Annotated in this window: 12 protein-coding genes; 4 read left to right on the top strand and 8 right to left on the bottom strand. The window is 74.4% G+C overall.

All coding sequences use genetic code 11. From position 1 onward, the window contains the following. Nucleotides 1–98: 98 nt before the first annotated feature. The 6 genes from ACA511_RS30650 to ACA511_RS30675 form a co-directional block, all read right to left on the bottom strand. On the bottom strand, nt 99–407 hold the full coding sequence (locus tag ACA511_RS30650) for an MGMT family protein (RefSeq protein WP_375028142.1): 309 nt from the start codon (nt 405–407) through the stop codon (nt 99–101). Continuing rightward, nucleotides 391–1,674: a S8 family serine peptidase gene (locus ACA511_RS30655; protein ID WP_375028143.1), complete on the bottom strand. Its 1,284-nt coding sequence runs from the start codon at nt 1,672–1,674 to the stop codon at nt 391–393. The genes ACA511_RS30650 and ACA511_RS30655 overlap by 17 nt, the downstream gene beginning before the upstream one ends. Further along, nucleotides 1,668–2,435: a hypothetical protein gene (locus tag ACA511_RS30660; RefSeq protein WP_375028145.1), complete on the bottom strand. Its 768-nt coding sequence runs from the start codon at nt 2,433–2,435 to the stop codon at nt 1,668–1,670. The genes ACA511_RS30655 and ACA511_RS30660 overlap by 7 nt, the downstream gene beginning before the upstream one ends. A 25-nt stretch (nt 2,436–2,460) precedes the next feature. Further along, nucleotides 2,461–3,861 carry a S8 family serine peptidase gene (locus tag ACA511_RS30665; protein ID WP_375028146.1) on the bottom strand — a complete coding sequence of 467 codons (1,401 nt, stop codon included), beginning with the start codon at nt 3,859–3,861 and terminating at the stop codon, nt 2,461–2,463. Continuing rightward, nucleotides 3,855–4,625: a hypothetical protein gene (locus ACA511_RS30670; RefSeq protein WP_375028147.1), complete on the bottom strand. Its 771-nt coding sequence runs from the start codon at nt 4,623–4,625 to the stop codon at nt 3,855–3,857. The genes ACA511_RS30665 and ACA511_RS30670 overlap by 7 nt, the downstream gene beginning before the upstream one ends. Before the next feature lie 281 nt (nt 4,626–4,906). Continuing rightward, nucleotides 4,907–5,101: a CsbD family protein gene (locus ACA511_RS30675; protein ID WP_375028148.1), complete on the bottom strand. Its 195-nt coding sequence runs from the start codon at nt 5,099–5,101 to the stop codon at nt 4,907–4,909. Nucleotides 5,102–5,290: 189 nt separating this feature from the next. Between ACA511_RS30675 and moeZ the strand changes: the two genes are divergently transcribed. Further along, a complete protein-coding gene (moeZ, locus tag ACA511_RS30680) occupies nt 5,291–6,472 on the top strand; it encodes an adenylyltransferase/sulfurtransferase MoeZ (protein WP_375028149.1) in 1,182 nt (393 codons plus the stop codon). Between the two features lie 47 nt (nt 6,473–6,519). Here the strand turns inward: moeZ and ACA511_RS30685 are convergent, their stop codons facing one another. Both ACA511_RS30685 and ACA511_RS30690 read right to left on the bottom strand, forming a co-directional pair. After that, nucleotides 6,520–7,920 (bottom strand): MFS transporter, encoded by a 1,401-nt coding sequence (locus ACA511_RS30685; protein WP_375028150.1) that lies wholly within the window; start codon nt 7,918–7,920, stop codon nt 6,520–6,522. Nucleotides 7,921–8,044: 124 nt separating this feature from the next. Continuing rightward, a complete protein-coding gene (locus tag ACA511_RS30690; RefSeq protein ID WP_375028151.1) occupies nt 8,045–8,764 on the bottom strand; it encodes a TetR/AcrR family transcriptional regulator in 720 nt (239 codons plus the stop codon). 165 nt (nt 8,765–8,929) lie between these two features. Here ACA511_RS30690 and ACA511_RS30695 point away from each other — a divergent pair, with 165 nt between their 5' ends. From ACA511_RS30695 to ACA511_RS30705, 3 genes are all read left to right on the top strand, one after another. Further along, nucleotides 8,930–11,086: an MMPL family transporter gene (locus ACA511_RS30695; RefSeq protein WP_375028152.1), complete on the top strand. Its 2,157-nt coding sequence runs from the start codon at nt 8,930–8,932 to the stop codon at nt 11,084–11,086. Nucleotides 11,087–11,218: 132 nt separating this feature from the next. Then, complete coding sequence (locus tag ACA511_RS30700) at nt 11,219–13,507, top strand: MMPL family transporter (RefSeq protein ID WP_375028153.1); 2,289 nt, start codon at nt 11,219–11,221, stop codon at nt 13,505–13,507. Beyond that, nucleotides 13,492–13,800, top strand: coding sequence for a hypothetical protein (locus ACA511_RS30705; protein ID WP_375028154.1), 309 nt, complete (start codon nt 13,492–13,494; stop codon nt 13,798–13,800). Before ACA511_RS30700 ends, ACA511_RS30705 begins: the two co-directional genes overlap by 16 nt. The last annotated feature ends 5 nt before the right edge of the window (nt 13,801–13,805 follow it).

Below are 13,805 nucleotides of genomic sequence, written 5' to 3' on the forward strand. Positions count from 1 at the left end.
CGTCCGGAACGGTCCCCGCCGCCGCGCCCACCGCGGCGGCGGGGGCGTCTCCAGCGGCCGCCGGCGCGTTCGTGCTGCACTCCCGCGGCGGCGATGTCTCAGGAGGGTCCTGACCAGCGGGCCTTGGCCATGTCGACGCGGCGGCCGCCGGGACGGAGCGGGGTCCCCTCGGCGCGGTAGTGCTCGTGCGCGCGCATCTCGTGGCACTGCGGCGGGCTGCCGTCCGCGCGGAGCACCCGCCACCACGGGACGGCGCCCCCGTACAGCGACATGACGCGCCCGACCTGCCGGGGACCGCCCCGCCCGACCAGCTCGGCGACGTCGCCGTAGGACAGGACCCGGCCCGGCGGGATGCGCTCCACCGCGTCCAGCACCGCCTCGGCGTACTCGTCAGGTTCGGACCACATCCGACGATTCTCCCGGATCGCGCTCGCCCGGATCCCGCGGGGCTCCGCGCAGGAACACGGCCGCGCCCGCGAGGCCGGCCAGGGCCAGCGCGCAGATCAGCGCGTAGGCGAAGACGAGCCCGCCCGAACGGCGCACCACCGGGACCGGGCGGACGGGCTCGTCCGCGAACCGGCGGCCGGCCGGCAGCCCGGCGCCGCTCATCCGGGCGCCCGCGAGGGCGTCGGACGCGGCCAGCGCGGCGGCGGCGTCGACCCGCCCGAACCCGACCGCGCGGTCGTAGCCGCGCGCCGGGCGGCTCCGGGTGCTCGCCACGATCGCCTGCGAGACCAGCGCCGGCGCGAGGCCCGGGTGCCGCGACCTGATCAGCGCGGCGACGCCGGAGACGAACGCGGTCGCGGGGCTCGTGCCGTCCCCGATCCAGTACCCGCCGTCCGGGCCGGCACCGATGATCTGCACGCCGGGCGCGGACACGACGACGCCGGAGTTGCGGTTGGAGAACCCGGCGTGCCGCCCCGCCGCGTCCACGGCGGCGACGGAGATCACGCCGGGGAACGACGCCGGATAGGAGTACCGGGTGCCTGCGCCGCGCCCGGCCGTCCGGTCCGCTCCGCGCTCCCCCGACGCGGGCGGACGGCCGCCCGCGCCCCCCGGCACGCCCTCGGCCCCGCCGTTGCCCGCCGCCGCGACCACGACGACGTTGCGGCGGATCGCGTACGCGACGGCCTCCCGCTCGCGCGGCGTCGGGTACGACCGGCCCAGCGACAGGTTGATCACGTCGGCGCCGTGGTCGACCGCGTACCGGACGCCCTCCGCGATCGTCCCGGCGAAGCGCTCGGCGCCGGTGAACTCCGCGAAGCCCGGTTCGTCACGTTCCAGGATCACCCGCAGGGACAGCAGCCGGGCCTCGGGCGCGACGCCGACCATCCCCAGCGCGCCGCCGGGACCGTGCCCGTGACCGGCGATGATGGACGCCATGTTGGTGCCGTGCAGCCGCTTCGGCACGGCCCCCGCCGGCCCGGCGCCGCGGGTGAGGTCGGGGCCCGCGGTGACCGACCCCGCCAGGTCGGCCTGGCCGGCGTCCACCCCCGAGTCGAGGACGGCCACGGTCACGCCCCCGCCCTTCGTCACCGTCCACGCGCGCGGCACGTTCAGCGACTCCAGGACGGGCATGACCGCGTCCCGCACCTGGTCGGCCCGGGCGGGGGCCGGGAGCGCGCCGAGCGCGAGCACCAGGACGGCCAGCGCGGCGGTGACGCGTCTCAGCACCGCCACTCCCGGTCGCCGCAGCGGACCTTCGCGGGCGCGGCCAGCGGGCGCAGGACGCCGCGCGCCAGCTGCGGCGCGAGTTCGGCCGGGTCGGCCTGCGCGCCGCGCAGCGCGGGCCGCCCGTCGGCGTATCCGGCCGTCGCCGCGACCACGTAGGGGCCGCGCTGGGCGGCGGCGGACGCCTGCCGGGCCGCGTCGCCGAACCGCGCGGCCACCGAGCCCGCGAACGGCAGCGCCCGCAGGCCGGGCCGGGGCGCGCCGTCCGGGAACCACGCGACCGCCTCCCGCGCCGACCGCTCGTCCGGGAACACCGCCACGCCGACCGTCACCGCGAGCCCCTGCGCCTGGTCGAGGTAGGTGGCGCGGAGCACGGCGCGGCAGCCGCGGGCGGTGAGGGAGCCGGCGAGCGGGTCGTCGGCGGCCGTCTCGCAGCGGGTGTCGGTGCCGATCCCGACCCGGCGGGCCGTCTCCGGGGACGACTGGCCGAGCGTGTACGGGAGCTCGGCGGGGAAGACGCGCCCGGCGGGCCAGGTGCGGTACCGGCCGGACAGCTCCGCCGCCGTCGCCGCGGCCCGCTCGGCCGGCGTCGGGCCGCGAGTCAGCTCCGCCGACAGCCGCACCCCGGCGACGACGAGGACCGTCGCGCACGCGGACGCCGCGACGAGCGCGGCCGTCCGGCGCGACACCCGCCACCCGTCGGACGGATCGCCGCAGGCCGGTTCCGGCCCGGTGCCGGGGTCGGTGATCTCGGCGCGCGCCACGAGGCGGAGCGTAGCCGAACCGGGGTCAGGACGGGGGCGCGAACGACGGTCCGCCCGGCGGTCCCTGCGGTCCCGGGGAGCCCGGTGGTCCGTGCGGCCCCGGCGGACTGGGCGCGATGTAGGGCGGGCGCGGCGGCGGTGGCGGCCGGTACGGCGCGCCGGGGGACGGGGGCGGTCCCGGGGCCGGGCCGTCGGCGGGCCGGGGGTGGCGGCGCCGGAACGCGAGGGAGACCGCGCCGCCCCCGATCGTCCCGCCGACGCCGAGGACCAGGATCGCGACGACCGTCCAGCCGACCCAGGCGGGATGGTCGATGACCTTGACCGGTCCCGGGTCGTCCGCGCCGAACCGCTGCCCGGCGGGCTTGCCCTTGGCGGGCCCCGGACGGGCCGACGCGATCGAGAGCGCCGCCGCCAGCGCGCGGTCCGCGTGCACCTCGCCGAACCCGATCTCCGGGTCGTAGCCGCCCTTCGGGCCGTTCCGGGTGCTCTGGACGAGCGCCTGCGACACCAGCGCCGGCGCCATGCGCGGGTGCTTCGCGCGGATCAGCGCGGCGATCCCGGAGACGATCGCGGTGGCGTCGCTGGTGCCGTCGCTGAGGCCGTACACGCCGCCGGGGGCCGCGACGGGCAGGCCGACGCCGGGCGCGGACACCACCACCGAGTAGTTGCGGTTGGAGAACGGCGCGCGCTCGTGGCCGGGCATGGTGGCCGCGACGGCGATGACGCCGGGATAGGACGCCGGGTAGGAGTACGGCGCGAAACCGTCCTCGTCCAGCAGCCGCTGCTTGTCGCCGTCGTTGCCGACCGCCGACACCACCACGATGCCCTTGCCGATGGCGTAGCCGACGGCCTCGCGCTCGTCCGGCGCCTCCTTCTCGCGGCCGAGGGAGAGGTTGATGACGTCGGCGCCGTGGTCGGCGGCCCACCGGATGCCGCGCGCCACCGACGTCCTGGCCTGCTCGGACCGCTGGTATCGGGCGTAGCCGGCGTCCTCCGGCTCGCTGATCGCGCGGACGGCGAGGATGCGCGCCTTCGGGGCCATCCCGACGATCCCGGAGCGGCGGCCCGCGCCGTGGCCCTGCCCGGCGATCAGCGACGCCATCCCGGTGCCGTGCAGCCGCGCGGGCCTCCCGACGTCGACCGACTCGATCATGTTGGGCCCGGTGGCGACCTTGCCGCGCAGGTCGGGCTGGCTCGGGTCGACGCCGGAGTCGACGACCGCGACCGTCACCCCCGCGCCCTTGGTGATCTTCCAGGCGGCGGCCATGCCGAGCAGCTCCAGGATGGGCCGCTGCCTGTCGCGGACGAGGTCGGCGTGCGCCGGGACGGGCGCCAGCCAGCTCCCGGCCACCGCCCCCGCCAGCAGGACGGCGCCCGCACGCGCCCCCGCCCGGGTCGGCACCGCGCGGGCTGCGCGGGTCAGCACTGCCACTCCGGGTCGTCGCAGTCGGGCAGGGACTTGGCCGCCAGCGACCGCGCGATCGAGTGGCCGATCTGCGGCGCAACGGTGAACGGCACGCCCGGCCGGTCCTTCTTGATGGCGGACGCGGGACGGCCGTCCGCCTGGCCGGACGTGGTCAGCACGACGTACGGGCCGCCGCGGTCGATCGTCCGGTCCTGCCGGGCCTCGTCGGTGAACCGCGCGGACGCCGTCCCCGGGAACCCGGCGGCGTGCAGCGCGGGCTCCACGGTGCCCGACCCCCCGTCCGGGCCCTTCGAGCCCGGCAGCTCCTTGTACGCGCGGTCGGCCTTCCACGGGTCGGGGAACGCGACGACGCCGACGGTGACGACGACGCCCTGCAGCTGGTCGACGTAGGTGGCGCGCAGGACGGCCCGGCAGCCGTACTTGGCGAGCGTCGCCATGAGCTCCTCGTCGACGGCCTGGGCGCAGCCGGCGTCGGGGACGATGCCCGTCCGCGCGGCGTACTCGCTGTGGTCGCCGCCCGGCCGGTACGGGACCCGCTCGGGGAAGACGCGGCTCGCGGGCCACGCCTGCCAGCGGCGCGCGACCTCCTTGTTCGCCGCCACTTCGAGTTCGGCGGTGGTGGGCGCGCGGTTGAACGTCGTCCAGGCGCCGGTCATCGCGATCCCGGTGGTGACGAGGTAGCAGCAGCCGACGACGAGGGCCGCGAGCATCCACTGCCGCCCGGTCAGCCCCAGCACCGTCGGGCGCGGCGGCGGCCCTCCCATCGGCCAGGGCCTCGGCGGCCCCGGGGGCGGAGGCCCGGGCGGACCCGCGTAGGGCGGTCGCGCGTACGGGGGTCCGGGCGGGCTCGCGCGGGAAGGCCGCGGCGGGGGCGGCTGCTGGGAGGGGGGCAGGAATGCCACAACAGTCAAGATTAACTGTGCTTCACGACATTCCGCGCTGGCAACCGGGTAAGGCGGCCCTCCTCCCCGCGCCCCGCCGCCTCCCGGCCGCCGCCCCCGGGGCCCGCAGACCCGGCGGGTCTCCCGGACGGCGGCCGCGGGCGTCAGGAGTCGAACGTGCGGCGGGTCTCCTTGACGGCGTCCTTGGCCTTCTCGCCGACCTGCTTGGCGCCGCCGGCCGCGCGGTCCCGGCGGCCCTCCGACTCCAGCCGGGGGTCGCCGGACTGCCGTCCGGCCTCCTCCTTGCCCCGTCCCATGGCCTGCTGCGTCTTGTTCTTGAGCTTGTCGAGGAAGCTCATGGCTCCTCCTTCGGTCCGATTGCGAGGTCCTGCGAGCCCCGGACCATGCCCGCTGAGCCCCGGACCATGCACGCCGCGGCGGACGCCCGGCTGGGGGGAATGCCGCGGGACGTGGCAAGGTTGTGCCGGGAGAGGACAGCGACGTCCTGCCCTCACTCACAGCCGAGCGTCAGCACAGGAGCACCCACCGTGTCGTTGCCACCTCTGGTCGAGCCCGCAGCGGAGCTCACCCGCGACGAGGTCAACCGCTACTCGCGGCATCTGATCATCCCCGACGTGGGCATGTCCGGGCAGAAGCGCCTCAAGAACTCCAGGGTTCTGGTCGTGGGCGCCGGCGGGCTCGGTTCCCCCGCCCTGCTCTACCTCGCCGCCGCCGGGGTGGGCACCCTCGGCGTCATCGACTTCGACGTCGTGGACGAGTCCAACCTGCAGCGGCAGATCATCCACCGGCAGTCGTCCCTCGGCAAGCCGAAGGTCGAGTCGGCCGCCGCGACGGTCCGCGACATCAACCCGCTGATCGACGTGGTCGTGCACAACACCGCGCTCGACCGCGACAACATCGTGGAGATCTTCTCCCAGTACGACCTGATCGTGGACGGGACCGACAACTTCGCCACCCGCTACATGGTGAACGACGCGGCGGTCCTGCTCGGCAAGCCGTACGTGTGGGGGTCGATCTACCGGTTCGACGGCCAGGCGTCGGTGTTCTGGGCCGAGTACGGCCCCTGCTACCGCTGCCTCTACCCCGAGCCGCCGCCGCCCGGCATGGTGCCGTCCTGCGCCGAGGGCGGGGTGCTCGGCGTGCTGTGCTCGTCCATCGGGTCCATCCAGGTGAACGAGGCCATCAAGCTGCTGACCGGCATCGGCGAGCCGATCGTCGGCCGGCTGATGATCTACGACGCGCTGGAGATGACCTACCGCTCGGTCAAGGTCCGCAAGGACCCCGAGTGCCCGCTGTGCGGCAAGAACCCGACGCAGACGGAGCTGCTCGAAGACTACGAGGCGTTCTGCGGCGCGGTGTCCGAGGAGGCCACCGAGGCCGCCAAGGACTCGACGATCACCGTCCTCGACCTCAAGGCCATGCAGGACCGGAACGACGACATCTTCCTCGTGGACGTCCGCGAGCCCAACGAGTACGAGATCGTCTCGATCCCGGGCGCGACGCTGATCCCGAAGGGCGAGTTCCTGAACGGCTCCGCGCTGGAGCGCCTGCCGCAGGACAAGAAGATCGTCCTGCACTGCAAGTCGGGCGTCCGCTCCGCCGAGGCGCTGGCCGTCGTGAAGAGCGCCGGTTTCAGTGACGCCGTCCACGTCGGCGGCGGCGTCCTGGCGTGGGTGAACCAGATCGACCCGAGCCAGCCGTCCTACTGACGCGTCCCAGGTGAAGGCCCCCGAACCCGCTCAGGGTCCGGGGGCCTTCACGCGCCCGGCCTGGAGGCGAGGGCGCGGGCTGCGTCGGCGTCGTAGTGGCGGCGGCCGCCGAAGGTGACGAGGGTCCCGGCCAGCAGCGGGAGCAGCAGCACCGTGAAGGCGCCGCGCAGCGAGCCGGTCAGGTCGGAGGCGGCGCCCACCAGCAGTGGCCCGGCCGCCCCGCCCAGCGTGATCAGGAACTGCAGCACCGCGAACCCCAGCCCGCGGCGGTCCGCGCTGACGATGTCCGCGCTGGCGGCCGTGAGGGTCGGGATGGCGATCGAGAACCCGATGTTGGCGAGGCAGTAGAACGCGACCTGCGCGGGCAGCGCCGGGATCAGGACCGCGCCCGCCAGCCCCGTCGTGCCCACCGCCAGGCCGATCGCGCCGAAGTGGACGCGCCAGCCGGGCGACCGGCCGTGCCGCCGGTCCCCGTAGCGGCTCCCGAGCAGGGTGCCGACGACCATCCCGGCCAGCCCCACGCCTCCCGCGATGGCCGCCGCGGGGCCCTCGGCGAGGTCGTACGCGCGCTGGTAGTAGCTGGGCATCCAGAAGAAGAGCCCGCCGAGGCCGAAGAAGAGGATCGTCAGCCCCAGGACGACCGAACGCAGCGTCCGGATCGCCAGCAGGGCCCGCAGCTGCGCGCCCAGCGGCTCCGGCGCCGCCTTGGCCGGGACCGCGTCGGACGGTTCGGCGTCGGACGGTTCGGCGTCGGCCGGCGCCGCGCCGGAGCGCATGGCCTCGATGCGGTCGCCCAGCCCGCGCACGGGCTCCCGGACGGTGAGGCAGAGCAGCGCGACGACCACGCCCGGGACGGCGACCAGGAAGAACATCGTCCGCCAGCCGAACGCCTGGGCCAGCGCGCCGCCCACCATGATCCCGAGAGGGAGCCCGGAGTAGTAGGCGAAGCGCTCCAGCCCGAACGCTCGGGCGCGTCCGGAGCCGGGGTAGTAGTCGGCGATCAGGCTGGACCCGGACGGGTTGTAGAGCAGGCCCGCGCCGCCGAGGAAGACCCGGACGGCGAACAGCGCCGCGTACGACTGGGCCAGCCCGCTGCCGACGGTCAGCAGCGACCAGACCGCGACGACGGCGGCGATCGTCCAGGTCCGCCGGGTGCGGTCGGCGAGCCGTCCGGCCGGGATCAGCAGCACCACCCCGGCCACGGCGGCGGCGGTGGCGATGGCGCCTCCGGCGGTGTCGGAGAAGCCGAACTCCTCCTGGATCCGGGGCAGCGCCCCGGCCATCAGGTTGGCCTCGACCCGGTCGATCAGCGCGACGAGCGCGATGCAGACCGCGGGCCGCCAGCCGAACGGGGCGGCCCGCGCGGGGTCGAAGGCGACCGGCGGGCGCCCGGGGAACGCGACGATGCGGGCGGACGCGGCGGACGGGGTCGGTGGGGCGGCGCTCATCGTGGTCCCGTCCCCCTGTGTTTCAATGAGAGAAACAGCGTTTCCAAAGCAGGACCATAATCAATCATGCCCGCGGGCGCGATGGCAATGGGCCTGAGCACCTGGGATGCCGGGACGCCGCCCCTCAGGACGCCGGGGGCGGGGCGTAGACGAGGTCGAGGTCCGCGGCGACCTCGGCGAGCATCAGCTCGAACATGGGGGCGGCGTCCTCCAGCGCGAACTCCAGGTGGCCGAAGACCTCCAGGCTGACGCCGCCCTGGAGCCTGATCCAGCACTTGAGGAACTGCTGGATGACGCCGAGCGGCAGGTCGACGCCGAGGACGGCGTCGCGGTAGCGGCCGAGCTGCTTGCGCAGGACGGGGTCGATCTCGTCGTCCGCCGGGATGGGGAACGGCCTCTTGTTCCACAGCTCCAGGAAGAGCGACATGAACGTCCAGCCGAACTTGCGGGCGCGGTCCTCGGCGAAGTCGACCTCCTCCTGGTGGCCGGCGCCGCGCACGGGGGCGCCGAACAGCAGGGCGTACTCGCGGGGATGCCCGAGCGCCCAGCTGCGGAACTGGCGGGACACCGCCAGGAACTTGCCGCTCATGTCGCCCTGCGGCACGCGCCCCAGCGCCGTGTGCAGCTCGCCGGTGAGCTCGGTGAACAGGTCGCCGACCAGGTGCCGCAGCAGCTCGCCGTGGCTGCCGAAGTAGCGGTAGAGCGCGGGCGCGGTCATGCCCATCTCGCGGGCGATCGCCCGCAGCGTCACCGCCTCGTGGCCGTCCGCGACGAGGATCCGCCGGGCGGTCTCGGAGATCTCCCTGACCGTCGCGGCGCGCAGCCGATCACGCCGTGTTTCCACTACGCCGCCCTCTTTTCCCGAGGCCCGGCCAGGTCCGGGCCTCGCCTCGCATGATTCCGCAAGAACACCCTTGACGGAAGCTAACGCCGTATGCGAAGTTAACGCTGTTCGCAGTTTACATCGTTCACTGGCCTGAACGGGCTAAGCGAGACAGGGGAACTGGTCATGTTCGATCGTTGGGGGCGGTGGGTCCACCGGCGCAGGCGGTGGGTCCTCGCGGTGGCCGGAGCGGCACTGGTCTTCGCCGGCGTGTGGGGGACGGGCGTCTTCGGCGCGCTGACCTCGGCCGGCGGCTTCGACACGCCGGGCAGCGAGAGCGCGAAGGCGGCGCAGATCGCCGAGCGGGATCTCGGCCGGGACGAGGCGGACGTCGTGGTCCTTTATCAGGGGCGGACCACGGTGGACGACCCGGCCTTCCGGGCGTCGGTCGAGCGGGCGCTGGCCGCGCTCCCGCAGGACAAGATCGCCTCGACCGCCACGTTCTGGACGACCGAGTCGCCGCAGTTCGTCAGCGCGGACCGGACGGCGACCTACGCCGTCCTGGAACTCGCCGGCGCCGACGCCGCGGCCCGGCAGGACGCCTACGAGGCGATCGAGGACGACCTGGCCGAGGCGGGCGGCGGGCTCACCGCCCGGGTCGGCGGGTCGGTCGGCACCGAGACCGCGATCAACGAGCGGGTCTCGTCCGACATCGGGCGGGCCGAGGGCATGGCGATGCCGATCCTGCTCCTGCTGCTGGTGGTGATCTTCGGCGGCCTGGTGTCGGCGAGCCTGCCGCTGCTGATCGGCGGCGTCGCGATCCTCGGGTCGTTCACCGCGCTGCACGCGCTGACGTACGTGACCGACGTGTCCATCTTCGCGGTGAACATCACCACGTTCCTCGGGCTCGGGCTGGCGATCGACTACGGGCTGTTCGTGGTGAGCCGGTTCCGGGAGGAGATCGGGCGGGGCAGGCCCGTCGAGGACGCGCTGGCCGCGACCATGGCCACGGCCGGGCGCACGGTCGCGGTGTCCGGGGTCACGGTGGCGGTGTCGCTGTCCGGGCTGCTGCTCTTCGACCAGAACTTCCTCGTCTCGATGGGCTACGGCGGCATCGCGACCGTGTTCGTGTGCATGGTGGCCGCGCTGACCGTGCTGCCCGCGCTGCTCGGCGTCCTCGGCCCGAAGGTCAACGCCCTGCCCGTGCGGCGCCGCCGCCCGTCCGGGGATCGGGCCGGCGTCTGGTGGGGGCGGCTCGCGCACAGCGTCATGCGCCGTCCGGTGGTCTACCTCGTCGCCACGGTGGCGCTGCTCCTCGCGCTCGGCGGGCCGTTCCTGCGCATCAACTGGGGCGGGGTCGACGCCAAGGTCCTGCCGGACGGCGCCGAGGCGCGGGTCGTGGCCGAGGCGCTGGAGACGCAGTTCCCCCGCAACGCCACGAGCCCGATCGAGGCCGTGGTGACGGGGACGTCCGACCGGGCCGTGATCCAGGCGTACGGGGACCGCCTGGCGGCGGTGCCCGGCGTGACGGACGCGGCGGTGACCGGTGCCGAGGGCGCGACCACGCGGATCTCGCTCCGCTACGACGCCGATCCCAACTCCGGGGCCGCGCGCGACCTCGTCCAGAAGGTCCGGGACGTCCCGGCGCCGCCCGGCGCGGAGGTCCACGTCGGGGGCATGACCGCCGACGTCGTCGACCAGCTCGACAGCATCGGGTCGACGCTGCCGTGGCTCGCCGTGCTGGTGGGCGGGGCGACGTTCGTCCTGCTGTTCCTCGCGTTCGGCTCGGTGCTCCTGCCGCTGAAGGCGATCGTGATGAACACGCTGTCGCTGTCGGCCACGTTCGGCGCGGTCGTGCTGATCTTCCAGGACGGCCACCTGTCCGGCCTGCTGGACTTCACCGCGACGGGCTCGATCTCCCCGGCGATGCCGATCCTGATGCTGGCGATGCTGTTCGGGATCTCGATGGACTACGAGGTGTTCCTGCTGTCGCGGGTCCGCGAGCACTACGACCTGACCGGGTCCAACACCGCGGCCGTCGCCGCCGGAGTGCAGCGCACCGGATCCATCATCACCAGTGCGGCGGTGCTGTTCATCATCGTGATCGGCGCGTTCGCGACGTCCGGGATCACCTTCATCAAGATGACCGGCGTGGGGATGGCCATCGCGATCCTGGTGGACGCGACCATCGTGCGGGCGCTGCTCGTGCCGGCGGCGATGCGGCTGATGGGACGCGCGAACTGGTGGGCTCCGGGCCCGCTGGCACGGCTCTACGGCAAGTACGGCATCCGGGAGGGCGACTCCCCCGAGACTCCGCGGTCCCGGCTGGAGCCGGTGGCCTGAGCGGGGCGTTCGACGGCCGGCGGCGCGTGCCGCCGGCCGTCGAAACCAGTTGAATAGTGCCAAAACAGTACAAATCGTCTTTTACCCTGCTTCACAGGAGCACCGGGGGTCGCGGCGGGCGGGGGACGGCGGATGTTCGATCGATGGGGCCGGTGGGTCCACCGGCGGCGCCGGTGGGTCCTCGCGGTCGCCGGAGCGGCACTCGTCTTCGCCGGCGTGTGGGGGACGGGCGTCTTCGGCGCGCTCAGCTCGGCCGGCGGCTTCGAGACGCCCGGCAGCGAGGGCGCGAAGGCCGCGAAGATCGCCGAGCAGGCCCTCGGCCGGGACGCGGCCGACGTCGTGATCCTCTACCAGGGCGAGACCACCGTCGACGACCCGTCCTACCGGGCGTCGGTCGAGCGGGCGCTGGCCGCGCTGCCGTCCGGGCAGGTCGCCGGCGCCGCGACGTACTGGACGACCGGCGAGCCCCAGTACGTCAGCGGGGACCGCACGTCCACCTACGCCGTCCTCGAACTCGCCGGCGCCGACGACGCCGCGCGGGCGGACGCCTACCGGGCGGTCGAGGGCGAGCTGACCGAGGTCGGCGGCGGGCTCACCGCGAAGGCGGGCGGGGACGTCGCCACCTCCGTCGTCATCGACGACCGCGCCGCGTCCGACATCGTGCGCGCCGAGGCCATCGCCATGCCGCTGCTGCTGGCGCTGCTCGTGCTGATCTTCGGCGGGCTGGTCGCCGCGAGCCTGCCGCTGCTGATCGGCGGCGTCGCGATCCTGGGCTCGTTCACCGCGCTGCACGCGCTCGCCCACCTGACCGACGTGTCCATCTTCGCGGTGAACATCACCACCTTCCTCGGGCTCGGCCTGGCCATCGACTACGGGCTGTTCATGGTCAGCCGGTTCCGGGAGGAGCTCCGGCGGGGCAGGCCCGTCGAGGACGCGCTGGCCGCGACGATGAACACCGCCGGGCGCACGGTCGCCGTCTCCGGCGTCACGGTCGCGGTATCGCTGTCCGGGCTGCTGCTCTTCGACCAGAACTTCCTCGTCTCCATGGGGTACGGCGGCATCGCGACCGTCTTCGTGTGCATGCTCGGCGCGCTGACCGTGCTGCCCGCGCTGCTCGCCGTCCTCGGCCCGAAGGTCAACGCCCTGCCGGTCCGGAGGCGGGCCGCGCGGCGGCGGCACCGGGCGTCCCGCGGCTGGTGGGGACGGATCGCCTACAGCGTGATGCGCCGTCCGCTCGTCTACGCGGTGGCGGCGACGGCGCTGCTCGTCGCGCTCGGCGGCCCCTTCCTGCGCATCAACTGGGGCGGCGTCGACGCCGCCGCGCTGCCGGACGGGACCGACGCCAGGGCCGTCGCCGAGGCGATGGAGACGCGGTTCCCCCGCAACGCCACGAGCCCGATCAGCGCCGTCGTCACCGGGACGTCCGACCGGGCCGCGATCGGCGCGTACGGGGACCGCCTGGCCGAACTCCCCGGTGCGGCCGACGCCGCCGTCACCGGCGCCAGCGGCACGACCACGCGGCTCGCGCTGCGCTACGACGCCGCGCCGTACTCGGAAACGGCGCGCGACCTCGTCCAGAAGGTCCGGGACGTCCCGGCGCCGCCGGGGGCGCAGGTCCACGTCGGCGGAGCCACCGCCGACGTCGTGGACGAACTGGACGGCCTCGGCGGCACCCTGCCGTGGCTCGCCCTCCTGGTCGGGGGCGCGACGTTCGTCCTGCTGTTCCTGGCGTTCGGGTCGGTGGTCCTGCCGCTGAAGGCGATCGTGATGAACATGCTGTCGCTGGCGGCCACGTTCGGCCTCGTCGTGCTGATCTTCCAGGAGGGCCACCTGTCCGGCCTGCTGGACTTCACGCCCATCGACGCGATCGCGCCCGCGATGCCGATCCTGATGCTCGTCATGCTGTTCGGCATCTCGATGGACTACGAGGTGTTCCTGCTGTCGCGGATCCGCGAGGAGTACGACCGCACCGGCCTGAACACCGCGGCGGTGGCGGCGGGCGTCGAGCGCACCGGCTCGATCATCACGAGCGCGGCGCTGCTGTTCATCGTCGTGATCGGCGCGTTCGCCACGTCCGGGATCACGTTCATCAAGATGGTCGGCGTCGGGATGGCGGTCGCGATCCTGATGGACGCGACGGTCGTGCGGGCGCTCCTCGTGCCCGCGATGATGCGGCTGATGGGCCGCGCGAACTGGTGGGCGCCCGGCCCGCTCGCCCGCCTCTACCGCAGGTACGGAATCAGTGAGGTCCCGGCCGCCGATCCGCGGAAACCGCTTGTGGTCCCCGTCACCCCGCGCGAGACTGAACGCCATTCCACCGGCACCACCTCGCGTGACGCGTACCGCGACGGATCGCGCCCGGCGGACCCCAAGACACCATCACGGGACGTCCCTTTGGAGGCACCATGGCCACGCGGCTGATCACCGACCCCGACACCGACACCGCGCTCGGGCATCTGGAGCGCCTGACCGACGCGCTGCGCGCCGCCGGCTGGACGGTCGAGGTCGCCGCGCCCGACGACCGCCGCCCGTCCGCGCTCGTCGCCGACCCGCACATGCGCAGGATCAACGAGAGCGTCATCGCGGCCCCGGAACGGTCCGGCGGCGGCTGGGCCTACTGCTACGGGTGGGGCGAGCGGATCGCGCCGTGCGCCGACCCGTCCGGCGCGGCCGCGCTGCTCGGCCGCGTCCTCACCGCCCGCCGCGACAACTGAGCCGG

Origin of the sequence: Actinomadura sp. GTD37 (assembly GCF_041951365.1) — a bacterium.
In the GTDB taxonomy this organism is placed as follows: domain Bacteria; phylum Actinomycetota; class Actinomycetes; order Streptosporangiales; family Streptosporangiaceae; genus Spirillospora.